The sequence below is a fragment of the Fibrobacter sp. UWR4 genome (assembly GCF_003149045.1).
Classification (GTDB): Bacteria; Fibrobacterota; Fibrobacteria; order Fibrobacterales; family Fibrobacteraceae; genus Fibrobacter.
Genome location: NZ_QGDU01000001.1, coordinates 145520 through 169565 on the forward strand (window position 1 = coordinate 145520; position 24046 = coordinate 169565).

Sequence of the window (24046 nt, forward strand, 5' to 3'; positions counted from 1 at the left end):
GGTTCAACCGCTTCGAAATTTGCGGAAGACGACAATCCTTGTGATTGCCGTCTTTTTAGGTTTCTTTATCCATCGCATTGTGGTGCTCTGCATGGATGATTCTACCATTCAGGATTCCGCAGATTCGGAGTTGATCGTTGCACAGGGGGTGGTCTGCAGCCACATTGTGAATGGCAGCCCCTTTGGCGTGGACAGCGTCTTTGACGTGGATTCCCGCGTGTTTTTCTATACAACCGTGGCCGTTGCAACCCTTGCGGACGAGGATACCTTGATCCATATATGGTTTAACGGTGCCGATACTGTCCAGAAAATTCCCTGCCACCTTTCCGGCGAAACTTGCTTCACCTCTATTGACCCGAAACTGATGAAGGAAGGTGAATGGAGTGTAGACTTTGTGGCTGATCGCAAGCTCCTTGCAACTAGGCAGTTTAAAGTAACGCCTTCCTTGAGGTAGGCTCATGAAACTTGCAGCGGTCCTCGGGGGGCTTCTTGCGCTTACGGCCTCTGCAAGAAATATTCAGTCCATACCGGTATGGGATCCTTCTGTTTTAGACAGCAAGGAGTCTACGCCCGTAATAGAGGATACGTCCAGAAGGACGGACTCCCTTGAAACTCATGGCTACAAGACCATGGAAATTACGGTGGGCGATGGCGGTACCCAGGTGGATCAGGAACTGCGATTGTCCATTACGGGACGCTTGACCGATAGCGTCTATATAGACGCTCTTTTATCCGACGTGGGACGTAAGGCGGGGGACCAGACAACCTCGACCTTACGTGAAGTAGACCAGATCTATTTCCGTGTGGAAGCTCCCTTTGGATTTTTACATCTAGGGGATTTGACCTGGAAGGATGAATCCCTTAGTTTGTACTCACTGGAACGCAGTTCCCTAGGTGCCATGGCGGGAGTGCGAGGAAACCTCCTGGGTGGAAAAGGTGAAGCCAGCGGTGTTTTCGGTACTGACGAGGTGGAACATTTTACCAAGGTGTTTAACGGCGTCAGCGGCCAACGTGAAGGCTATTCCATGGATGGCTCTGGCAGTTATATCCAGGTGGTACCGCAGTCCGAAACCGTGTGGCTCAATGGACGCAAACTGTCCCGGGAAAAAGACTACCGGGTGAATTATGCGGGCGGCCTGCTGGACTTTACCGGCGGCTTCATGCTGACTGCAGAAGATGAAATCCGGATAGAGTTTGATGCCTACGAAGATGAAAACATCTACACGCTCTATGGCGCCCAGGGCCATTACCGTCATGAAAACTTGTGGCTGGATGTGTCCGGCTTCAGATTGGAAAATGATGTGGACCGCCTTCGTCGGGGGGTCTGGACGGATGAAGACTACAAGATGCTGAAATCCGACCGCGGGGATGAATTTGTCCGTGAAGATAGTCTGGGTGTACTTTCCCGCCCAAGAAGAACGGATCGCGGCGGCGCAAGAATCCGTACCCAGCTGGACCATCGTTTTTTTGCGGATGTGGAATTCGCCTTCAGCCGTGAAGATACCAATACGGTTTCCCATGAGGTGGATGGCCCCCAGGGACTAGCCTTGCGCTGGTTTGTAACTTCGGACTCCTCCAGCAATCTGAAAACGTTCCCCCTGGCTTTAGACGTAGGGGGGAGTCGAATTCAAAAAGGCTTCGACATCTCCAAATTCCAGGGTTCTTATTCGGGATGGAATTCCTATTACTTGCGGGACCAATGGGACTTGGATCTTAAGGATAGTTTCTCTCTGGCGGATGACCTGCTTTATGATGAACTTGGTTTCCGCTTCCGTCTTGGAACAAATCTGATGGGTTCTGCGGAATGGGGCTACCGTCGGGATGAAGATGAAAGCTGGAACTCTTCCAGGGCGGCTCTCGGATTGATTCATCGCAATTCACTTGCCGCAAGTAAGTTGTCCTTGATTCATGTGGCTAGCCAGCAGGAAAGTTCCAAGGAACGTTTCCAGGCATTGCTCAATGGAGAATTCCTTCAGGGCGTGTTTAGGCCGTTTGGTTCTATGGATGGCCGCTACACCATTATTGACGGTGAGGATAAAGTCGCCTATGGTAAAAGCTCTGGCGGTTTCGGGCTGTATTTCGAAAACGGCCTGGTGAAGGAATCCGTAGGCGGCCGCATGGCAAGGCGGAAGGGAGAATCCTATGGAAATCATTGGGAGGATTCCCTGCGGGCTGCCACCTGGCTTCAGGAAGCTTCCTATCATCATCGTTACGTCAACGTAACTCATTTGCTGCAGTTTGAACAGGTGGAGGAAAATCGTTCCGGCAAGGAAAATAACTGGGCGGGAAATCTGGATGCCCAGTTGGGAGATGAGGATGTAGGCCTTACGGGAAATGTTTCCTATAAGGTAGGCCTGACAGAAGAACAAGTCTATACGGCGGTGTATAAGGCGGTGGCGCCTGGTACCGGCGACGTTCGCTATGACAGCCTGACGGGTGCTTACATCGAAGGCGTGGATAACGGGGATTTTGTCTACGAAGGCATGGGACGTAACGATTCCATTGGGGCGGTGCTTTCTTCCGATGTATCTTTCGGCGTGGATTTGCGCTGGAATCCTGGACGTTTCCTTGGAATCGGGAACGGTATCTTGCGGGATATTACTCTTGGGGGAAGCTGGGAAGGGGAGGCTAACGATACGACGGGGAAGAAACTTTATTTCCCGCCTTTGACCAAGAGTCGTCTGGACCGCCTGACTTCGGGAAAGATTTTTGTGGAAGGCTTGGTGGAATGGGAACATCCTGCGGGAGCAAATCTTTCCTACAAGCCTAGCCTGGAACTGGACAAGAAGCTGTCTTCTATTTCCTATTACGAAACCATTCGCAGTCACTTGCTGGAAGGCGGTGTCACAATTGCGCTGGACCATTACGTAAGCGGATCTTTCCTGATACAGGATGAGGAACTGTCTGCCATGACGGCGTGGGACTGGCGTGTCTACGACGGTACTTTAAAATACAGAATGGATTTTTTCCAAAGTTTCTATGTTCAGCCGGCAGGCCGTTACCGTACGGGTTCCGGTGAGGATGAAATGAATCTGGAATTCAATGGAGAACTGTGGGAAGGTTCCTTGCGCTTGGGCTACAACCGTCAGAAAAAGGCGGATGCCTACGCACTTTTCTCTGTTATCCAGGCGGATAGTCACGGCGACATGGTTCCGTACCAGGTGATGGATGGATATAGTGATGGACGGACCTATCGACTGGAACTTTCCGCATCTGTGGACATTAATGATTTTATTTCCATGGGTGGTCGATACATCCTAAGATTTGGAAATTCCGAGGAGAACATTTTCCAGAAGTTGAGTATGGAGGCAAGAGCTAGTTTTTAATGAAAAATGTCTGGATGTATACGTTGTTGCTTGCGACTCTGGTCGTGACAGCCTTCGCTTCCGAAGGTTGCCGCATTGAACGCATTGTCTGGACGGGAGATCATTCGGATGCTGATGACGCCGCCATGAATATTGTGGTAGGTATGCCTTGCGATTCCTGGAAGTCTACGGCGGAAAAGCTTGTGTCCGAATATGAAAATCAGGGTTTTATTTCTGCGGTAGTTGATGGGATTGTGGATTCTGCGGGTGTATTGTCTGTGGAATTCCGTCGCGGTCCGGCGTTCGTCTGGGCGGGCAGTGAAAATCTGGACTCCTCGGGAACGATGCCCGAAGTGTTCCGCAAGCTGGCGGGATTAACGGCAGGCGACCTCGTGCGGCCTCTGGATTTGGAACGTGCGGAAAATCGCCTTGCCCGCTTGGGATATTTCGAGCAGACCGCCCCAGCAGTCATGTTCCGCGATCCCACCCGAAATAGAATTGTCCCTGCGTTCAGTATGCGTGGGGCGGCTGTATCCGAGGCGCAGGCCCTGCTGACTTATTCCAGCCAGGACAACGTGTGGGAAGGCTCCATCAACGTTTCGCTGTATAACATTCTGGGAACCGCCCGAGATCTGGAAATCGATGGCTTTACCTCCGAGGATTCCCGCCGTCTGGAAGGCTCCTACAAGGAACCTTGGATTTTGGGGACGGAATGGAACCTGGTTGCCCGCGGTTATTTTGACGAGGATTCTTCCACTCGGGAAGCCTATGGCGAAATCGGCATTACACGGGATATTGGCTTTGACTTTTCCATTGGAGTCTTTGTGGGTGTGGGGGATAACGAGAAAACGTCCTCCCTGGAAATTGCTTACGTCTCCCTGGACCGTTTCGCCTTGCCTCGCTCCGGAACTCGAATCAAGGCATCCGCGATCTGGAACATGGCACGTCCCGATTCCCTGGATCATTTCCTGCGTGTAAAAGCAGGTCTGACGAAATATGTTCCCGTATACAAGAACTGGATTGTCCGTGCTGGCGGTCAGGCAGGCGGCATCTTTGCTACCGACGCTTTATTGGACCGCTCGGATTATTTTGCGCTTGGGGGCATGAACGATTTCAAGGGGATGGACTATCGTTTCCTGCGGACTCGTGCCTACGGCTATTCTGAATTTGCACTCCTTTGGCAGGATGGTTACAACTTAAGTATCGAAGCTTTCTATCAGCCGGGCCTGTACCGCGAATTGCAGGATGATCATGGCTGGAAGGAAGAGCATGAATATGGCCTTGCCTTTACCCAGTACCGCAAGAACTGGAGTGTGAACCTTTATTACGCTTTGCGAAATGGCGAAAACTATATGGACGGAATTATCGGAATTGGCGTGAAGACGCTGTTCTAGTTTTTTACCTATTTTTTCACGAAAAATAAAAATCTTTAGCAAAAATCACGAAAAACACAAATCTTTTTGGCTTGTTTTCACGAATTTTAAAAATCATTTGTGAAATGAGGTTGATTCTTGGTCGTGGTGGTGAAAGTCAGTCATCTTCCATATGATTCAAGATGAATCATAAGAGGGGGCTAAGATTGCCTTAAAAATTGATTTTCTGTAAATAGCCTTAAATTTCTTGATTTTTAATCATATTCAAATACCTAAATTGTAAAATGGTCTGTTATTTGATGGAGTTGTCATGATTAAAAAGTTTTCTATTGCTTGCGCTGTTGCTTCAATAATTGTCGCCTGCGGAGATACAGAAAGTGGCACTGAAGCAACGGATGTTATCCCTGAAAATAATTCTTCGTCCTCAGTTGAAAATTTTGAATCCAGTTCCTCTGAAGACTCTTTCGAAAAACCGGTTTCTTCTAGCCAGAGTATTTTATCTAGTTCTGATTTCCCGTCAAGTTCCTCTAGTGAATTTTGGTCTTCTTCAGAATTCTTATCGTCTTCAGTACAGTATTCTTCTTCTGAACAAATTTCGTCATCATCAGATGATCAATCCGAATCATCCTCATCTGCGGACGAACAATCGATATCTTCGTCATCTGTAGAGCAACAGATTTCGTCATCAACGGAACAACCGACGTCGTCTTCCGTCGATGAACAGAACTTTTCGTCGTCCTCTGTTGAATCTTCTTCCTCTTCAGAGGAACAATCATCATCTAGTATTGCTCCCAAAATTTGCGGACCCGAACCCGCATCCTTGAATTTGGAAGAAGTCTTTGAAAATCAGAAAAAGGCTCTTTTCCCGGATACCTGCGAATACGTCATGAATATTCATGTTAATTCCGGAGGCTTGATCAGTATGGATTTAAGAACTAGCGTTCTTACTGCAGGTCCTACAAAGTCAGTAATGACGACTCGATCTAGTCTTACCAACACGCAAACAGTAAGGAACGATGGTCGTGTGAAAGTTACTGACATGAGAACAGGAAATCGCTTGCCTAGTTCCGATGCAGAAACAAATCTTGCTGACTTTACGCCGTTGATAGGAACTGCTGCGGACTATTCCGGTGCGGTTCTGGAGGATTCTTTGTGGAAACTGATTCCTATTGATGAAAAGACTCCTACGCTGTATTACTCCACCTGCGAAGAACGCGTCATGAAAATCTTTTATGTTTCGGGGGACTCTTCAACGACTAATACTTATACCTATACCGACGAGTTTGCCGGTATGTCTGGAGTCTTGAAAACGATGCACTTAGATCGGTCTGTTTATTTGAGAGACGCATCGTCTCGCGAACTTTTTAAATCCGATTCCATTAAGGTTCTTATCGATTTAGAGGTCCTGGTTGCAAAAAAACGTAGTGTTCTTCCGTCGGCACTATTTGATGTGACTAGGTGAATTCTAAAGCCTACACTTTTTTCGTCAGGGGGAACATCTGCAGGTTGATTCGGAAAACCTGGTTGATGTTCTTGGCGGCGGAAGTGATGGCTGTGATTCGGTCGCGGCAATCCTCTAGTTCGGCGGTTACTTTCTTGTAGGTTTCCTCGTCGCAGCCGCAGGTGATTCCTAGAAAGTGGCGTTCGTCCTTTGAAAACTTGCCGATGGCCTTTTCGGCGAGAGCTGCCATTTGACGCTGCATTTCGCGTATGGCGCGGGGGAGACTTTCCTTGGAACCGGTCACATTTGCATCGGTTTGCGTATAGCGTCCCTTATTATCCTTTTCCAGGAAGCCGGCTTTCACCAAAAATTGCAGAGTATTTTCAACATCCTCAGCGCAAATTTTTTCGTGGCAGGCATCTGCGATTTTCTTAGAACTTGCTCCAGGCATCAAGGGAACCAATTCGCGAAGGACTGGGTACTTCCAGGATTCGTAAAAAACGTAGGCATCGGCATCGATAATGCGGGCTTTTGACTTGCGTGCCTTTTTGCGCAATTCTAAAGTCAATGTTTTCCGATGAGCTTCATTAGTGGTGTTGTCGATGGCGACCATCAGCTCAAAGAATTCCTGTTCGCTGGCGGACAAATTCATTACGGCTGCAACGAATCCCGCCCTTTTCTTGCTTAGCTTGCTTTTTCCGTCGCAAACAAGCTTCAGGTAGTTGGGGGAGGCAAATCCTGCTAATCTGTTGAATTCACGCCAGGAGAAAGCGGAATGTTTCTTGCGTTCCTCAAAATAATCCCTGATGAAATCTCGATAGTCACTGTATCCAAAGATGGGTTTCATGTATTTGAATATAGTTTTTTGATTTGTCAATTCGGATTTTGAAAATGTGTAGTGAAATTGACTTTGGAATAAATTCTTGAAAAACGTTTTTCTATATGATTCACAATGAATCATATAGAAGGTGGAAAATGCCAGTGGGGTAAAGAAGGCGAAGAATGAGCGAGCTACAGCCGTGTTTAATGTACTCAAAAAGCCTAAATTTAGGGTATGAAGATTTTTTATTCACTGGTTTTAACGATAGCCTTGTTTTTTGTAGCGTTTGGCTGCTCCGAAAAGGAAACGGCGGGCAATGCCACGGAACCCAATACGATTGGCGAGATTGAATCGTCTAGTTCTGTGGCGGTGGTGCCGCAAAGTTCTTCAGAAGTTCATGAGATCATCTTCACCACAAAACCGTCTAGCGAAAATCTTCTCGGTAGAACAGTTGTGCGTGTTTATCAAGAAGAACAGGGTGCGCAAGGTACATGTACCGTGGGTGAAATCGTCTTTACTGCTGCGTTTAAAATTGTAGGCAGGGGCGTGCTTACTTATTCAAGTGCCCAGTCGGTTGCGTCTTACGACATGTGCAATTCCCTATGGAAGGATGTTTCTGAGGAATGCTTTGCTGACGATGCAATCTTGCTGGATGAAAATGAAAACTGCAGTGAAAAATCCTTTGATGTTTTGTGTCGCGTAGAACGGACTGGCGAACGTAATTTCGATCATGAACTTTCTGAATTTGAAAGACGCTTTGTTTCTGCTTGCGACAAGTTGGCTGGCGCGAATTCTGGGAAACCGACGTCTGGACATTTTGAATCCGCCGTACTTCCCAATACAGGATCTTCCGGCGCTTCCAGCGGATATGAACCGATGGAAAGTTCCTCCAGTGAGGAATTATTTTATGAAGAAAAGGAACCCTACAGTTCTTCTTCAAGATCATATTCTATGGAAGAAATTTACGCAGAGGAAAACTCCATGGCTCCGCAACAAATTCTTGAGTCGTATAAGCCTGATGTAAAGGTCGATTCCTTTGCTCGTCGAGATAATCGCGGAGTGCTTTGGTATGAAATTGACTTTACAGAAGAACGAACCATTGTTCATGAATACTATAGCGCGGATGGTTGGCGCTCGTGTGTTGTTTATGTGAACGAACCACAAATTGCTCTTGTTTATGATGTTACGGATGGATTTGATATAGTTACTTTCCAACAATATTTGTTCATGAAAGGACCGTCCGTAAATTCTGTGGAACGCCTTGTAATTTTCTCCCATCACCACGAATCAATTGATGAAGAATATGTCCCGAAATTTAGTAGTCAATGTGCAGAAAACGAGGGAGTATTGACAGAACATCTGCAGAGTGATGACATCAGATATTGGACCTGCGATAGAAACTTTGTGCCTTCTGTTTCTGCAAGGCGTTACTTGTACGAACGCGCGCTGGAACTGAAAAACTATTGTGTGGAATAAGAAGTTTTTTCGTGTCTAAACTCTAGATGGTCTTTAATTTATTGATTTGTTGTTAAAATACACCTACTAGGTTGTCGAAAGAATTTGAAAAATATATGTTTGTCATATATGGAATCTAATTTGATGCGTAAAATCCATATAATACGCTATGAATCATATAGAAAGAATTTTTTTTCCCGTTTTAACAAGGAATAGTTCAAGTATGAAAAAGATCGTTCTCCTAATTTGCCTTTGCTGCGCACTTGCCGCTGCAGAAGAAAATAAACATAAGTGGATTGTGGATGTGGGTGGTGGTTTTGCCTTTTGGTCCACGTTTACGGACTTTAGTCTAGGAATGAGAAACTTCGACAGCGAAGAAGTGCAGGATGAAATTGATGGTGGCACCAATTGCATTGTGGTGAACCTCGGTGCTCGTTACCAGCTCGTAAAAATGTTGGAACTTGGCTTTGCCACCGGCTACGAATATTACGCCTCCAAGGTGCACCCTTACCATAACGAGAAAGGCTATTTGAAATACGCCGACATCAAGGATAACCATATTGTTCACCTGGCTGTGGAATCGAAGGTGGACTGGGTTAGTTTTCTTGACCATGTGCAGATATACTCTCGTCTAGGTTTAGGCGGAGTCCTGGAAATTTCAAAGGTGGACGATTATGAGGTTGGCTTTGGACTGCCGAATTTCCAGTTCAGCCCCATTGGCATTGAATATGTAGGCACGGTGGGTTTTTACGCAGAAGCGGGTGTTGGTTACCGAGGTCTTTATTCGGGCGGCGTGAGCTTTAGATTCTGATAAATTTGAATTTCACAAAAGGATGGTTTCTTTGATGAATTATTCAAAATGGATGTTTGGATGCTTTGCTGCTTTAAGCTTTTCCATGCTTATAGCTTGTGGCGGCGATAAAATTTCATATATAACTGAACTAAATCAGACTGTTGGAAAGCTGGACGCTGGTGAAAAACTTGGCGTATGTTCTCCGGATATTTTTGGCGAAACCGTTTTTGTGACGGACTCGGCGGCGATCTTCTTTTGCAATGATCATAACTGGGTTCGCATGACTTTTGCCGATGAGAAGGATACGGTAGTCATCATGGATTCTGTCTATGTGTTTGAGGCTGATTCCGGTTGCTCTTTCAAAATTCTGGATGGCAAGGTCTATACCTTGGTTTGCGAGAGCGATACCTTGTGGTTCGATAAGAAAGATCCCGTAAGTTCTACAGATAAAGTGGAGTACGGAGTCTTCACGGATTCTCGTGACGGAGCCAAGTATAAGACGGTAGAAATTGGGACGAAAACCTGGATGAGCGAGAACTTGAATTTTGGGGATAGCGCCGCTGTTCCTGAACTGGTCGGTAAATCCTGGTGCTATAACGGTGATCTTGATAAATGCGCAGAATATGGCCGCCTATATACTTTTGATGCCGCAAAGAGTGCCTGCCCTGCAGGGTGGAGGCTTCCCTCGGAAGATGACTGGAATGAGCTTTTAGACAAAGTCCTTGGTGATGGTGGTTCGAAAGAATGGAAGGATGGTGTGCCTTACCTGATTTCTTCTACAGGATGGTCTGGTGTTGATGCTGCAGGTGACTTTGATTTCTCCGCTTATCCCGCAGGAACCAAAAAGTACAACAGTGATTCTTTCTATGGGCTGGGGGACGAAACGAACTTCTGGAATGAAGACGGTTCCTGCCTGATGATAAAAAGCAATTCCCTTATAATCGAATCCCATGTTAAGAATTATGGCTTCTCCGTAAGGTGCGTAAAAAACACATGATTAGAAATATCATCCGAAAACTAATGGCCTTTGTTACGGCGTTTTTTTGGACGGACAAGTCTAAGGTGTTTTCGGGTGTGTTGGCTTGCTTCTGGTCGGTGCAGCATATTGCCTGTGCCTATGGTACAGACGATGGCTTAGAATGTGACGATGATTGCCTTTACGATCCCGTAGTCGATACTGTTGCCACGTTGGGCGATTTACCACCTTGTGACTATATCGGAAAGGATGACGTTCCAACCTTTGTTGCAAGTGAAAATGCAGACTATTACTGCAGCGAGCATCAGTGGCTTTCATCAACAGAAATTCTTTGTGAAGAAAAACCGCCCATAAAGCCGTTTGAATACGAATTCTTCACTGATCCTCGGGATGGTTATGTTTATCGGTTGACAAGGATTGGTTCGCAGACATGGTTTGCCGAGAATCTCCGTTTCAAGACGGAAAAATCCATTGCTCCCGATGGTGAGCTGTTTAACGTAGTGGGTCGCTATTATACCTGGAAGGATGCTCAGACAGCCTGCCCCGAAGGATTTCACATTCCTACTTCTGAAGAATGGAAGGAAATGTGGTTATTTGTTACCGAGGATAATGGTTGTGAAAATGTAGGGGCCAGCTTGAAAACGGATAGCCTCTGGAGCGAATATCTTAAGCCCAGTACAAACATTGTTCAGGGGAACGAAGATGCGCTTGTTGGAACGAACCGCTACGGATTCAAAGCCGTTCCTGCTGGTAGTTATTTAGAAAAATCCGACGAACTTTATCTTCTAGGACAGTTAACCCGTTTTTGGTCAAATGATAACTACCGTGGTAAAATTGTGGCAGAATCCTGGGTTATGGATTTTTGGGGTGACAATTTCTTCGATGACGAGTCTGCAAATCCTAATTGGCGAATATCCGTCCGTTGTATAAAGGATTTTGAATGAGAAGAATATTATTAAACGATACTTTATGTATAAACTAATTCTTCTTTAGCTTGAATCAGGAAATTTTCTTCATCCAGTTCGTCGGGATGGTCCACATGGCTTACCAGTACGCAGTCAAAACGGGCGGGCAATTCCTTGAGGAAATCCATGTGCTGCTGGACTAGGTCCGGACGCATGACGGGCAGTCGGGTGTGTATGCGAAGTGTGGTAACGGAACTGTGGTCCCCGATGGCCTCGATAAGGCTCTCCAATTTGGCGGGAGCGAGTGTCAGGGGGTCGCCGCCGGAAAGGATTACTTCCCAAATGTCGGAGTGTGTGTCCAGCCAGCTTCCGACCTGAGTGTCTATGTCGGGGGTGTTCTGGAAGGGGTAGTTTCTACGGAAGCAGAACCTGCAGCGCACACCGCAGGCGGCAGTGGTGACAATCAGGGCGCGCTGGTCATATTTCTGGATGACGCATTCACATTTGCCTGCGGGCAGGTCGACGACAGGGTCGTCCACGAAGCCAGGAACGTCCTGGTATTCGTCCTTGGTGGGGAGAACTTCTCGCAGTAGTGCTGCCGGTTCCTTTGCATTCTTGATTAGGTCGGCATAATGCCTGGAACAGAGAAAGGGGAACGAGGGGGCGAGGTCCAAGTTTACAAGATAATGCGTTTTGGCGATCAAATCTGCAAAATCGGGGCCTAAATAATCCAAAAAGTCGGATATTTGCGTGAATACGGGAAATGCTTGTTCCATTATATTACTAAACTTCCCGTTTTATCAAGGAATAGTTCAAAAAACGCAATAAAAGTTCCTTCTCGTGGAGAATGCATTTTATAAATTCTTAGTATGAAAAAGATTATTCTCTTAATTTGCCTTTGCTGCACACTTGCCGCCGCAGAAGAAAATAAACACAAGTGGATTGTGGATGTGGGTGGCGGTTTTGCCTTTTGGTCTACGTTTACGGACCTTGGTCTGGGAATGAGAGACTTCGACAGCGAAGAAGTGCAGGATGAAATTGATGGTGGCACCAATTGCATTGTGGTGAACCTCGGCGCCCGTTACCAGCTCGCAAAAATGTTGGAACTTGGCTTTGCCACCGGCTACGAATATTACGCCTCCAAGGTTCACCCCTACCATAACGAGAAAGGCTATTTGAAATACGCCGACATCAAGGATAACCATATTGTTCACCTGGCTGTGGAATCAAAGGTGGACTGGGTTAGTTTTCTTGACCATGTGCAGATATACTCTCGTCTAGGTTTAGGCGGAGTCCTGGAGATTACAAAGGTGGACGATTATGAGGTTGGCTTTGGACTGCCGAATTTCCAGTTCAGCCCCATTGGCATTGAATATGTAGGCACGGTGGGTTTTTACGCAGAAGCGGGTGTTGGTTACCGAGGTCTTTATTCGGGCGGCGTGAGCTTTAGATTCTAGAATTTTTGGGTTGTGAATTTTTGAAACAATAATAGATAAACTAATGATTTTTTAGTTCGAGTTAGAAAATCAGACGTCGGTTTTACACCGGCGTCTTGCTTTTTTCGCCGGCGATTTCGCGAACTAGGCGGGGAACCAGATAGCCGGGAAGTTTTGTGCGGATTTCTGCAACCAGGGCTTTTGCCTGGTCATCGCTGATTTCGTAGTGGGCAACGCCCTTGGCGTGATCCAGCTGGTGGATGTAGTAGGGGAGGACTCCCTGCTGGAAAAGTTTGCGACAAAGCTTTGTCATGGTGTCTGCGTCTTCGTTCACGCCCTTCAGGAGGACACTCTGGTTGAGAAGCGTCCAGCCAGCAAATTTCAGCTGGCCAAAAATAATCTGGCTTTCTTCGTCCAGCTCGTCGGGATGGTCTACGTGAGAGACCAGTACGCAGTCGAAGCGGGCAGGCAGTTCTTTTAGGAGTTCCATGTGCTGCTGGACCAGGTCCGGGCGCATGACGGGCAGTCGGGTGTGTATGCGAAGTGTGGTAACGGAACTGTGGTCCCCGATGGCCTCGATAAGGCTCTCCAATTTGGCGGGAGCGAGTGTCAGGGGGTCACCTCCGGACAAGATCACTTCCCACACGTCGGAATGGGTGTCCAGCCAGCTGCCCACCATGACGTCGATGCCCGGTGTATTCTGGAAGGGGTAGTTCCTACGGAAGCAGAACCTGCAGCGGACACCACAGGTGGCGGTTGTCATGATGAGGGCGCGTTTCTCGTATTTCTGGATGACGCATTCGTTCTTGCCTGCGGGAATATCGCCAACTGGGTCGTCGGTAAAACCGGGAACATCCAGGTATTCTTCCTTTGTGGGGAGAACTTCACGCAAAAGGGCTGCCGGGTTCTTTGCCTGCTTGATCAGGTCTGCATAGTGCCTGGAACAGCAGAAAGGGAACGTGGGGGCCAGGTCCGTGTTGGCTAAATAGGGGGTATTTGCAATCAAAGCCCTAAAATCGGGGCCTAAATACTCCAAAAAGTCGGAAATTTGCGTGAATACGAGCGTGGGGTTTTCCATTATATTACTAAATTTAGCAACATAAATATCAAAAAGAGGATAATATGGGTACTGTAAGCACCAACGAATTCCGTAAGAAGCTTAAGATTATGGTTGACGGTCAGCCGTATGAAATCATTGAAAACCAGTTCGTGAAGCCGGGTAAGGGCCAGGCTTTCAACCGCGTTCGTATCAAGAACCTGGTTACCGGCCGTACTCTCGAACGTACTTGGAAGAGCGGTGATACCGTCGAAGAAGCCGATGTTACTTACGGCGAAATGACCTACAGCTACAATGATGGCACCAACTGGTTCTTCATGGATTCCGAAACCATGGAAATGGTGGAAATCCCCAAGGAAAACCTGAACGGCGCTGAAATGTGGCTCCTCGACGGTGCTACTGTTGAAGTGACCTGGTGGGATGGAAAGGCTATCGAAGTCATTCCGCCGACCTTCGTCGACCTCATGATCATTGACGCTCCTCCGGCTGTCCAGGGTAACACCAGCGGTAACGTTCTCCGTGAATGCACCGTTGAAACTGGCGCTAAGGTGATGATTCCGCTGTTCATCGAAAACAACACCAAGATCCGCGTCGATACTCGCGACGGTTCTTATCTCGAAAGAGCTAAGTAATTCGTCCAGACAAGAACGTGTGACTACTTAGCTCTTACGCTGGATAGAAGCGCGTACTTGAAGGATAATTCTTTGTTGAATAAAAGACTTCTAGTGAAAAACTAGGGGTCTTTTATTTTGTCTGCATTTTTTCTACCTTTGGGTTGGGTTTTAAAAAAGGTGGAGACAATGAAAGATAAGAAGCTGGTTGCTTTTGCAATCGACTTTATTATTACGGCTGCGATTTATACGGTGCCGTTTTATTTTATGGCTATGAAACCGGTTCTTTCGGGACGGGCCATGGACTCAAAACTTGTCATGTTCAATGCGTTTGCTGCTGCGATGGTAGCCATGATTTACATGGTGGTTCGCGATATTCCTAAAAAGGGGAGTATTGGCAAGCGCATCATGAAACTGAAGGTGATTGATGCCAAGACTAAGGGGGATGCTACCGTGGTGCAACGAGTAAGCCGTAATGTCTTCTGGCTGCTCGGTTGGATTGAAGCGCTGGTTTATATTGTAAAAGGCAAGCGTCTCGGAGACATGTTCTCTGGAACTGAACTTGTGGAGAGATAATGGTAAAAGTCTGGCGTGTGCCAGGCTTTTTCTTTTAGTTGGATATTTTGTATGTTTAAGTCTATGAGAAGATTATTTTGGGGTTTGATTCTGCTGTTGGCTTTCGGGGCTGCCCAGGCTCAGCTTGTTCCTGAGGGAATGGTTATTTCTGGCGAGGCGTCTAATGAGACGGTTTCTGTCGCCGCACCTGCGGATAGTGTGGAGCCTCCTTTTGTGGGGGAGACGCAGGATCCTGTTATAAATTGGAATGAGGCGCAAACGTCTCCTGTGGATAGTCTCAATATATACATGAAGGGCTATCAGTATAATGCGCAAAAAGCTAGCGATTTTAAGCGATATTCCAGTATTGCCATGTGGACGTCCTTTGGCTTGTATGCGTTGGGTGCAGGCATGTTAGCTGCTGGTTTGGGTGGTGTTGGAAGCCATGATTTATTGACTAAGGGTGGCTATGGGGCCTTGGGGGCCGGCTTTGCTGCTAGTATTTTCCAATTCTCGTTTGGAACTGTTGGCAGGTCGTACGGGGTTTGGGCAAATTCCTACAAGCAACAGATGTATGACTACCAGAAAAGACATTCTGTTTTAGAATCGTCTGGCGGGAATTAGGTTGTTCGGGGGAGCTTCGCGAGATGAGGCCACTATGTGGCCTCTGCGGCTACGCCTCGGCAATGCCGATGAGCGAGCTCCTCGGCGCTGCGCTCGGCTTGCTCGCAGCCGAACTCACTGCGTCCGCGGTGGAACTTTGCGAGATGGACGCCCTACGGGCGTCACCGGCTGCGGCTCGGTCATGGAAAAATGCGAGCATTTTTCCGCGACACTCACCTTGCACGGTACTCAAACTCACGACCTCCGGTCGCGAGTTTTCGCATCTCAACTTACACAAACAAAAAGAAAACCACCCTGTTGGGTGGTTTTCTTTTGTATCGGAATAGCGAGATTCGAACTCACGACCTCTTGCTCCCGAAGCAAGCGCTCTACCAGACTGAGCTATATTCCGTTTTTGTGAGACCAATTATAGATAAAAATCGGTCGTTTTTAAAGGGGATAGTGACAAAAAAATGAAAAATTTTGCTTTTTGTCTATTTCTTTGCCCTGGGTTTGCCCTTGGAATTGAGTTTGGGGCCTGGTTTTCCCAATTTCATGATGCTGGAACCGGCGTTATCGGGCTCAACTTTGTAGAGGGTAATGCGGTTGCTCCATTCGGTACGGGCCTTACGGTCGATAATGTGTTTCACGTTGCCGTATTCCGGGTTTCCGCCACCGTGAATGACGCGGAGAACGCTTAAACCTGCGATCAGAAGGTCATCGATGCGGCGTTCCACTGCGGCTGCGGCCTCTTCTGAGGTGTAGCCGTGAAGGTCAATTTCGTCTTCGGGAACGGGCAGGTCCCAGCTGGAGGGACTGCGACGCATTTTCTTGCCACGGGGGCCACGGGTCTGGGGGCGGGCTGCTGCCTCGGCTTCTTCTGCTTGCTGGCGAGCCTTGTCCTTGTCTTCCATACGATGGTTCATTATCCATTCCAATTGGAAGCTTTCTTCTTCGTTCAATTCTGCTGCCATAAACACCTCTTCCGAATTAACGGCGCTAATTTAGAAAAAAACGTTCTAGGTAAAATAGTTTTCCTATTTTTTCTATAAAGATTGCGTTTCTAGGGAGCGATTCATGTTAAAAAGGATTTGCTTGGGATTGGCTATGTGCGGCATGGCTCATGCAGATGAGTCTGACCTTATTATTGAATTTTTGAGGGATATGCTGGAAAAAAACAAATTTGAAAGTTATCCTTTTTTGACGGCCCATTGCTCTGGTAATTTGTTGAAAAAACTGGAAGCGGACTATGATTACGAATGTGATAATGGCCCTTGTTATGCAGTATGGAATTTTCGGGAAGGGGCCAATGATGTCTGGACTTGGAAGATTCTGGATATTAAGTTGGATGATGACGGATGGTATACGTATTCTTTTCAGGAAAATGAATTTATCGGTAAACATCGTGTTAAGGCTCGTATGGAAAACGGATCTGTAATTCTTGATGATTTGAAATGATAATCATTTGATGTTCTTGGCTTCCCTAAAAAAAATGGATGGTGATATACCTATATTTTACTCCATATTTTTCAACAGGAATCTCAGCATGGTTCGTAACATTTTTAAGATGGTTGTGGCTGTTGCCTTGGCTCTTTCCGCTACGGTCTTTGTGGGCTGTAATGAAGGTGATCCTCTGGCAAACAAGGTTCACAAGGTTAGTGACCTTGGCAAGAAGAAGGTTGGGGTCCAGATTGGTAACACCGCCGACATTTACGCCAGCGAGTATGTTGGCGATACCAACAAGATTGATGTGGAACGCTACACCAAGTTGGCCGACGCTGTCCAGGCTCTGAAGCAGGGCAAGATTGATGCTGTTCTTCTGGATGACCAGCCGGCAATTTACTTTGTGAAGCAGAATCCGACTCTTCGTGTTTTGGACGAAGCCTTCGTGGAAGAAACTTACGCAGGTGTCATTGCCAAGGGTAACGAAGGCCTGCTGGATACTTTCAACCTGGTGTTGAAGGAAATGCACGAGAACGGAATCTTTGATTCCCTGATGAACACTTACATCAACGGTACAGGTTCCTACCATTATGCTCAGAAGGTGAAGGAAGGCCCGAAGCTTGTTCTGGCTACCAACGCTCAGTTCCCGCCCTACGAATATCACGAAGGCGAATTTATCGTTGGTCTGGAAATTGAACTGGCTTACTACCTGGCCGACAAGATGGGCCGCGTGCTGGAAATCCAGGACATTGAATTTGACGCTGTGATTAACGCCGTAAGTTCCGGCAAGGCTGATTTGGGCCTGTCTGGCTTTACTGTTACGGAAGAACGGAAGAAGTCCATTAACTTCACCGACAAGCTGGTGGACAACAAGGTGGTGGTCATGGTTCGTAGCGACATCAAGGCTGACGAACTGGACAACAAGGTTTTTGCTGTTAGTGACCTTGGCAAGAAGAAGGTGGGGGTCCAGATTGGTAACACCGCCGACATTTACGCCAGCGAGTATGGTGGCGATACCAACAAGATTGATGTGGAACGTTACACCAAGTTGGCTGACGCTGTCCAGGCTCTGAAGCAGGGCAAGATTGACGCTGTTCTTTTGGATGACCAGCCGGCAATTTACTTTGTGAAGCAGAATCCGACTCTTCGTGTTTTGGACGAAGCCTTCGTGGAAGAAACTTACGCAGGTGTCATTGCCAAGGGTAACGAAGGCCTGCTGGATACTTTCAACCTGGTGTTGAAGGAAATGCACGAGAACGGAATCTTTGATTCCCTGATGAACACTTACATCAACGGTACAGGTTCCTACCATTACGCCCAGAAGGTGAAGGAAGGTCCCCATCTGGTGCTGGCCACCAACGCTCAGTTCCCGCCCTACGAATATCACGAAGGCGAATTTATCGTTGGTCTGGAAATTGAACTGGCTTACTACCTGGCCGACAAGATGGGTCGTGTGCTGGAAATCCAGGACATTGAATTTGACGCTGTGATTAACGCTGTCAGTTCCGGCAAGGCCGACCTTGGCCTTTCTGGCTTTACCGTTACGGAAGAACGGAAGAAGTCCATTAACTTCACCGACAAGCTGGTGGACAATCGCGTGGTGGTTCTGGTCCGTACGGGCATGAAGGAAGCTTCTGAAGAATCCTTTGGAGAAAAGTTCCATAAGAACTTCATCAAGGATAACCGCTGGAAGTACATTGCCGAAGGTCTCCGCAACACCTTGATTATTGCCTTGTGCGCCGCCGCTCTGGGCATCCTGATTGGCTTCCTGGTGGCTATGGTCCGCGTAAACCATGAATTCAATGGCAAGTACAAAATCGCCAACTGGATTTGCAAGGCTTACCTTGCCGTCATTCGCGGAACCCCGATGATGGTACAGTTGTTGATCATCTACTACATCGTGTTCTCTTCTGTGAATATCAATAAGCTGCTTGTGGCCATTATTGCCTTCGGTATTAATTCCGGCGCCTACGTTTCTGAAATTATCCGCGGCGGTATCAAGGCGGTGGATCCGGGTCAGATTGAAGCTGGCCGTAGCCTTGGCCTGAAGTTCAAGACGGTGATGCTTCATGTGGTTTACCCCCAGGCTTTCAAGAACTCCTTGCCGGCGCTCACCAACGAATTTATCTCTCTCATCAAGGAAACTTCTATTTGCGGCTACATCGGCCTTACCGATTTGACCCGCGGTGGCGATATTATCCGAAGCCTTACCTACGAAGCCATGTTCCCGTTGATTTCTGTGGCTATTGTTTACTTCATCATTGTGGCAGGCCTTTCTACCTGCGTGGCTCGTCTTGAAAAGAAACTGAAGAAGAACGAGCGTTAAGGAGGATGTCATGAGTGAAAAGCTAGTAATGATTGAAGTGAAGAACCTCTGCAAGTCCTACGGTGACAAGCAGATCTTGAAGAACATCAATGTGGAATTCCACAAGGGTGACGTGGTGGCCATTATCGGACCTTCTGGTTGCGGTAAGTCCACCTTCCTTCGTCAGTTGAATCTTTTGGAAAAGCCCACCAGCGGTGACATTCTGCTGGACGGCAAGAGCATTCTGGATAAAAAGGTTTCCAAGCCCGCGATTCGTGCCCGCGTGGGAATGGTGTTCCAGCAGTTTAATTTGTTCAAGAACATGACTGCGCTGGAAAACATCATGTTCGCTCCGGTGAAGCTTGGCTTGTTGAGCAAGGCGGAAGGTCATAAGCGTGCCCTGGAACTTTTGAAGCGTGTAGGTCTGGAAGACCGTGCCGACCATTACCCGGCTCAACTTTCCGGTGGTCAGCAGCAGCGTGTGGCTATTGCCCGCGCCACGGCTATGAATCCCGAGGCAATCCTGTTTGATGAACCCACCAGCGCTCTGGACCCTGAAATGGTGGGCGAAGTACTGAAGATTATGAAGGACCTTGCACAGTCCGGCATGACCATGCTGGTGGTGACTCACGAAATGGGCTTTGCCCGTGAAGTGGCGAACCGCGTGCTGTTCTTTGCCGATGGCGTCATCAAGGAACAGGGAACTCCCGCAGAAATCTTTGACAATCCCAAGGATGAACGCTTGAAGGACTTCCTGGCTGCCATCAAGAAATAAAAAGGGCCGCGCGTTAAAATGCGCGACCTTTCGTGCATCATTCTTGTAAATGCGAGAATCTTGCTATTTGATTCGAATAACGGATTGGCTGATGGCCTTTCCGTTTTTCTTTATGCGCATTAGGTAGTTGCCTGCCTGTGTGGGTTTGGATGTCAATAAATTGCCGTTCATATCGAAATACTGGACGGAAATTCTGGCTAAATCCAAGGTGCTTTGATGCAATTGAACTATTGCTGTAGTGGAAGAATCCGCGCTGCTATCCGGTGCGGTGGAATCGTCCTTGATTGTAATGTTAAATGCCAGAGTGGCCTGTTTGTTTCCGTAAACTAGAGCCTGCCTGAAAGTGAACTTGTCGCCTGCTTTTACCTTGCCTGGCATGTGTCCCACCTTGGTGGTCATGGTGGAAAGATCGACGTTGGAGAAAACTATGCTAGTGCCGTTGGTATTCCAGGTTACGACAGAACCCTTGGCATCGAACCAATGACCGGTTCCTTCGCCAGTGGTGTTGCTGTTCAACGAACTATCCGGTTCTACCGCGTAAAAACTAGCCTTGGAGGCAATTTCGCTTTCCTTGATGCCGAGAATTTCTGCGACCTTTGAACCCTGCAAGTCGATGGAAACGGGAGCGTAGTCGTCGCTGATTGACAGGTCCGCTGTAAAGCTGATTTCCGTGATGGTCATTGGCTCGTCGGAGGAGCCCGAGTTACCGTCGTCAAAGGAAACGGTGCAGTTTCCGCCGAGACAGAAGCTTAATGTGCTTCCGTTTACGTTCACGTCGGTAAAGTTCAATCCTGTTTCTGCACCGCTATACCAGCGGATGGCGGGATAGAGTGCGTCGGAAAAAGCATTGTATGTTCCGCTAAAGAAGGCGGTGGCGCGGCTGCCGGGGGAGGGCCATTGGTCGTTTTCCGGATCGCTTGTCTTTCCCTTGGAATCCGCATGGACGATTCTCAACCCGAGCTTATTGGCAGAAGAATTCCCATCGATAGAGAAATCGTAATGCTGCATTAAAATGCCGTTTCCCTTGAGAGTTGCATTTCGTCCGGTGTTTTTCACATAGGACCAGGCCAAGCCTTCCTTGTCGGGACGATTGGGATTCTTGAAGCGATAGCATTTTTCCCCAGCCTCCGAGGAAGCTTTTCCGATATCTTCCGCAGAAACATCAACGAAGGGAATCCAGCCCTGGTCGGCGCGGTAGAAATCGTTAATGGCGATGGGGTTCCAATCGTTGGCGCGGTTGCCCATGGTGCAGTAATCCCCATACCAGTAAAGGTCCGGCCAGCCGAAAATCATATGGCCGCATTCATGGACGAAAACGTAGATGGAAAACTTTCCCGGCATATCCGTCATCTGATGGTTTTGCAGACGAACGCCATCACGAGTTTCGTTGGACCATCCTGCGTGGGGCCAAAGTCCCTGTCCCCATGTTTGACCTTCACCTGCGTAGACGATATTGATGGCTTCCGTCACTCCGTTCTTGTCGTTGTCATAGCGGGAATAATCCACCTTTGAATCGAAGTATTCAAAGACTTCCTTTACTAGCACATCAGATCCGGAATAGCCATCCAGTCCCTCGTAATAGGACTTTGGATATTTGGCGCGGTACCAACCAAAGACTTCATTGGTAAAGTCCAGTTGACCGTTGGAAACGTCCAGATAGTAATCTCGGACGGAACCTTTGCAACCGTCTCGATTAAAGCCTTCCTTATTCAGCCAGTCGGAAACTTCGTCAACTGTGACGGGAGCGGGCTGGTCAGAAAAATCTACCAGCAAAGTTAGGCCGTAAATTTTTCCCTTGGGGGCGGAATAGTGGCTGACTTCCTTGGGTGGGGCGAATCTCATGTTGGATCCGCGAGAATTATCGAATTTGGTAATCGCATCTGCAGGCCAGGATTGCATGCGTTTCCCCTGGTACACGATATCTGCGAAGGCGTTTCCACACAGGGCGAGAATAAAACCGCCCGCCATCAGCTTTTTTAAACTAACCATACATTCATCCCTTTGTACATAATATACCCAAAGTTTGCGTCGGCTGATACAGTTGTTTTCATTTGTACACTTGAAATTCCAGATTTATTGGCTTCTTAGGCTGTTTTTGCTTAAATTTAAGGTTGTATGAAAAAGATTAAGAAACACAAACTTATTTCCGCCGCTGTTGCCACTATGCTTGCAATGGCTATCCCTAGTTTTTCTGCCGTAAATGGTTCCGTCGTGGATTCCCAAGGCGCTCCGATTAAGGATGCCGTGGTCAGCTTTAAGACCATGCCCAATCTTTTGCCGGATGCACGAACCCTTTCCAATGGGAAGGGTGATTTCCGCATGAAGGACAAGTTTGCCGATCCTCAGGTTCTTATTGTTCGCAAGACTGGATATCTTCCGGAAACATTGTCCGTGGCTGCCGTGAACGAAATGGGGAAGGCTGCCAAGGTAACCTTGAAGCGGGATCCTATTGAAGAACGAATTGATTCTTTAATGGTGAACATGACCATAGATGATCTTGTTGCCCAGATGACCCAGGCCATGGTTCCCAATGTGAATTGTGGCGGAAGCATTTGCGGTTCTGCTCTGCAGGGTGGTGGGGCCTATGCGGCTGAATTCTACAAGCAGGCATGGGACCAGAAAATTCCCGTGAGCTATGGTAAGGATAACGTGCATGGCGTTGCTGACGTCATTAACGCAACTGTCTATCCTCATAATATCGGTCTGGGCGCAACTCGTGACTCTGCTCTTGTCCGTAAGATCGGTCAGGCCGTTGCAGAAGAAATGTGGGCTGCCCATATTGACTATAACTTTGCTCCTGCACTGAGTGTTCCTCAGGATGAACGCTGGGGCCGTACCTACGAAGGCTTTGGTGAAAAGCCGGAACTTGCAATTGATTTGGGTTCTGCATTCCTTCGCGGTATGCAGGGGGACCATTTTGATGCAGAATGGCGAGTCACGGGTACTATCAAACATTTTATTGGTGATGGTGGTACCGACAAGGGCTGGGACCGTGGTGATGTAAAAATCAACGACAAGAAAATTCGCGACCTTCATCTGCCTCCGTACATTGCCGCTGTGGAACAAGGTGCCCAGAGCGTCATGGCAAGCTTCAATACGGTTCATGGGGTTCACCAGCATGTGGACTCTCTCCGTCTAACGGGCTGGCTCAAGACTGAACTTGGCTTTGACGGTTTTGTCATTGCGGACTGGGAAGGTATTGAACATTCCACTACGCCGGGTAATGCTGGTGACTATTCCGGCAAGAAGACAAACGTTTCCAGCGAAGAAGCTATTCGCCGTGCAATTAACGCAGGTATTGACCTGGCCATGGTACCGTCCTCCGCAGAAGCGTTCATGAGAACTCTGAAGGAACTGGTGGCAGCAGGGAAGGTTTCCGAAGATCGCGTAAAAGATGCAGTTCGTCGTATCCTTCGCGTGAAGATTCGCGCAGGTCGTCTGGACAATCCCATGGGTCCTGAAAAGTACGTGGGGAAAACTGAAAATATCGGTAGCCCGGAACATCGTGCCCTGGCCCGTGAAGCAGTTCAGAAGAGTCTTGTGGTGCTGAAGAACGAAGGGGTGCTTCCTCTTGCAAAGACTGCACCTGTTTTCGTTACTGGTTCTCATGCGGATCAGACGGGATTGCAGTGTGGCGCCTGGACTTTAGGTTGGCAGGGAACCCGCGGTGAAGTTCCGGGAGCAACATCCATTCAAGGTGGCATCGACCAGGTTGCCGCAGGTGCTCGTACCGAAAATCTGGATAGCGCAAATACGGTCATCTACGTCATTGGTGAAACGCCCTACGCAGAATGGTTCGGCGATTTCCGAGAAAAGAATTTCGACAACAAGCTGTTTACTACAGAACGTTCCCATACGACCCATTTCGAAAGCACCGATGCAAACCTCAAGCAAATTAAGGATTGGAAGGCCGCTGGTAAGAAGGTCATCGTGGTTCTTGTTTCTGGACGTCCTTTGCCCATTACGAGCATTATTAATGCTGCAGATGGTTTCGTCGCCGCCTGGCTTCCGGGTAGCGAAGGCGCCGGTGTAGCGGATGTGCTCTTCGGGGATGTGAAGCCATCGGGCAAGTTGCCTCATACCTGGCCTAAGAATTCCAAGCAGATTCCCATTAACGACGGGGATGGCAAGAAAGGCCTGTTCCCCTACGGATTTGGTTTGACTTACTAGCTTCAATTTTCTATATATGCATA

Annotated in this window: 21 protein-coding genes and 1 tRNA gene; 16 read left to right on the forward strand and 6 right to left on the reverse strand. The window is 47.9% G+C overall.

Annotated elements, in window-relative coordinates; translation table 11 throughout:
* Positions 1-19 precede the first annotated feature (19 nt).
* The 4 genes from BGX12_RS00655 to BGX12_RS15255 all read left to right on the forward strand — a co-directional run bounded on the left by BGX12_RS00655 (position 20) and on the right by BGX12_RS15255 (position 6140).
* Positions 20-454, forward strand: coding sequence for a hypothetical protein (locus BGX12_RS00655; protein ID WP_233246195.1), 435 nt, complete (start codon positions 20-22; stop codon positions 452-454).
* Positions 455-458: 4 nt separating this feature from the next.
* On the forward strand, positions 459-3326 hold the full coding sequence (locus BGX12_RS00660; protein WP_109734163.1) for a hypothetical protein: 2868 nt from the start codon (positions 459-461) through the stop codon (positions 3324-3326).
* Positions 3326-4699, forward strand: coding sequence for a BamA/TamA family outer membrane protein (locus BGX12_RS00665; protein ID WP_109734164.1), 1374 nt, complete (start codon positions 3326-3328; stop codon positions 4697-4699). Before BGX12_RS00660 ends, BGX12_RS00665 begins: the two co-directional genes overlap by 1 nt.
* Before the next feature lie 289 nt (positions 4700-4988).
* The gene (locus tag BGX12_RS15255; protein ID WP_146196203.1) at positions 4989-6140 is read left to right on the forward strand and encodes a hypothetical protein; all 1152 of its coding nucleotides are present in this window, start codon (positions 4989-4991) and stop codon (positions 6138-6140) included.
* A 10-nt stretch (positions 6141-6150) separates the two neighbouring features.
* On the opposite strand, the gene BGX12_RS00680 is transcribed toward BGX12_RS15255, so the two are convergent.
* A complete protein-coding gene (locus tag BGX12_RS00680) occupies positions 6151-6966 on the reverse strand; it encodes a TIGR02147 family protein (RefSeq protein WP_109734167.1) in 816 nt (271 codons plus the stop codon).
* A gap of 207 nt (positions 6967-7173) precedes the next feature.
* Here BGX12_RS00680 and BGX12_RS00685 point away from each other — a divergent pair, with 207 nt between their 5' ends.
* From BGX12_RS00685 to BGX12_RS00700, 4 genes are all read left to right on the forward strand, one after another.
* Positions 7174-8415 carry a hypothetical protein gene (locus BGX12_RS00685; protein WP_146196204.1) on the forward strand — a complete coding sequence of 414 codons (1242 nt, stop codon included), beginning with the start codon at positions 7174-7176 and terminating at the stop codon, positions 8413-8415.
* A gap of 202 nt (positions 8416-8617) precedes the next feature.
* On the forward strand, positions 8618-9205 hold the full coding sequence (locus tag BGX12_RS00690) for a hypothetical protein (protein WP_109734169.1): 588 nt from the start codon (positions 8618-8620) through the stop codon (positions 9203-9205).
* Positions 9206-9239: 34 nt separating this feature from the next.
* Positions 9240-10184, forward strand: coding sequence for an FISUMP domain-containing protein (locus BGX12_RS00695; RefSeq protein WP_158278123.1), 945 nt, complete (start codon positions 9240-9242; stop codon positions 10182-10184).
* A gap of 23 nt (positions 10185-10207) precedes the next feature.
* On the forward strand, positions 10208-11107 hold the full coding sequence (locus BGX12_RS00700) for an FISUMP domain-containing protein (protein WP_158278124.1): 900 nt from the start codon (positions 10208-10210) through the stop codon (positions 11105-11107).
* Positions 11108-11130: 23 nt separating this feature from the next.
* Here the strand turns inward: BGX12_RS00700 and BGX12_RS00705 are convergent, their stop codons facing one another.
* Entirely contained in the window at positions 11131-11802 is a 672-nt protein-coding gene (locus tag BGX12_RS00705; RefSeq protein ID WP_146196205.1) for a hypothetical protein, read from the reverse strand.
* A gap of 135 nt (positions 11803-11937) precedes the next feature.
* On the opposite strand from BGX12_RS00705, the gene BGX12_RS00710 reads away from it, so the two are divergent.
* Entirely contained in the window at positions 11938-12525 is a 588-nt protein-coding gene (locus BGX12_RS00710; RefSeq protein WP_109734173.1) for a hypothetical protein, read from the forward strand.
* Between the two features lie 82 nt (positions 12526-12607).
* On the opposite strand, the gene BGX12_RS00715 is transcribed toward BGX12_RS00710, so the two are convergent.
* A complete protein-coding gene (locus tag BGX12_RS00715; protein WP_109734174.1) occupies positions 12608-13582 on the reverse strand; it encodes a KamA family radical SAM protein in 975 nt (324 codons plus the stop codon).
* A 44-nt stretch (positions 13583-13626) separates the two neighbouring features.
* Between BGX12_RS00715 and efp the strand changes: the two genes are divergently transcribed.
* From efp to BGX12_RS00730, 3 genes are all read left to right on the forward strand, one after another.
* Positions 13627-14193 (forward strand): elongation factor P, encoded by a 567-nt coding sequence (efp, locus tag BGX12_RS00720; protein ID WP_109734175.1) that lies wholly within the window; start codon positions 13627-13629, stop codon positions 14191-14193.
* Positions 14194-14361: 168 nt separating this feature from the next.
* A complete protein-coding gene (locus tag BGX12_RS00725) occupies positions 14362-14748 on the forward strand; it encodes an RDD family protein (RefSeq protein WP_109734176.1) in 387 nt (128 codons plus the stop codon).
* Between the two features lie 63 nt (positions 14749-14811).
* Positions 14812-15351, forward strand: a complete 540-nt coding sequence (locus BGX12_RS00730) for a hypothetical protein (RefSeq protein WP_146196206.1) — start codon at positions 14812-14814, stop codon at positions 15349-15351.
* 317 nt (positions 15352-15668) lie between these two features.
* On the opposite strand, the gene BGX12_RS00740 is transcribed toward BGX12_RS00730, so the two are convergent.
* Together BGX12_RS00740 and BGX12_RS00745 are read right to left on the reverse strand one after the other, a co-directional pair.
* Positions 15669-15742, reverse strand: a tRNA-Pro gene (locus tag BGX12_RS00740).
* A gap of 82 nt (positions 15743-15824) precedes the next feature.
* Complete coding sequence (locus BGX12_RS00745) at positions 15825-16304, reverse strand: Smr/MutS family protein (protein ID WP_109734179.1); 480 nt, start codon at positions 16302-16304, stop codon at positions 15825-15827.
* 103 nt (positions 16305-16407) lie between these two features.
* On the opposite strand from BGX12_RS00745, the gene BGX12_RS00750 reads away from it, so the two are divergent.
* The 3 genes from BGX12_RS00750 (at position 16408) to BGX12_RS00760 (ending at position 19853) form a co-directional block, all read left to right on the forward strand.
* Positions 16408-16788: a hypothetical protein gene (locus BGX12_RS00750; protein WP_146196207.1), complete on the forward strand. Its 381-nt coding sequence runs from the start codon at positions 16408-16410 to the stop codon at positions 16786-16788.
* An 88-nt stretch (positions 16789-16876) separates the two neighbouring features.
* Positions 16877-19099, forward strand: coding sequence for an ABC transporter permease subunit (locus BGX12_RS00755; RefSeq protein ID WP_158278125.1), 2223 nt, complete (start codon positions 16877-16879; stop codon positions 19097-19099).
* A gap of 10 nt (positions 19100-19109) precedes the next feature.
* Positions 19110-19853 carry an amino acid ABC transporter ATP-binding protein gene (locus BGX12_RS00760; protein WP_109734182.1) on the forward strand — a complete coding sequence of 248 codons (744 nt, stop codon included), beginning with the start codon at positions 19110-19112 and terminating at the stop codon, positions 19851-19853.
* 63 nt (positions 19854-19916) lie between these two features.
* Here BGX12_RS00760 and BGX12_RS00765 read toward each other — a convergent pair whose 3' ends face one another.
* Positions 19917-21842: a M6 family metalloprotease domain-containing protein gene (locus BGX12_RS00765; protein WP_109734183.1), complete on the reverse strand. Its 1926-nt coding sequence runs from the start codon at positions 21840-21842 to the stop codon at positions 19917-19919.
* A gap of 126 nt (positions 21843-21968) precedes the next feature.
* On the opposite strand from BGX12_RS00765, the gene BGX12_RS00770 reads away from it, so the two are divergent.
* On the forward strand, positions 21969-24023 hold the full coding sequence (locus BGX12_RS00770) for a glycoside hydrolase family 3 N-terminal domain-containing protein (RefSeq protein ID WP_109734184.1): 2055 nt from the start codon (positions 21969-21971) through the stop codon (positions 24021-24023).
* Positions 24024-24046 lie beyond the last annotated feature (23 nt).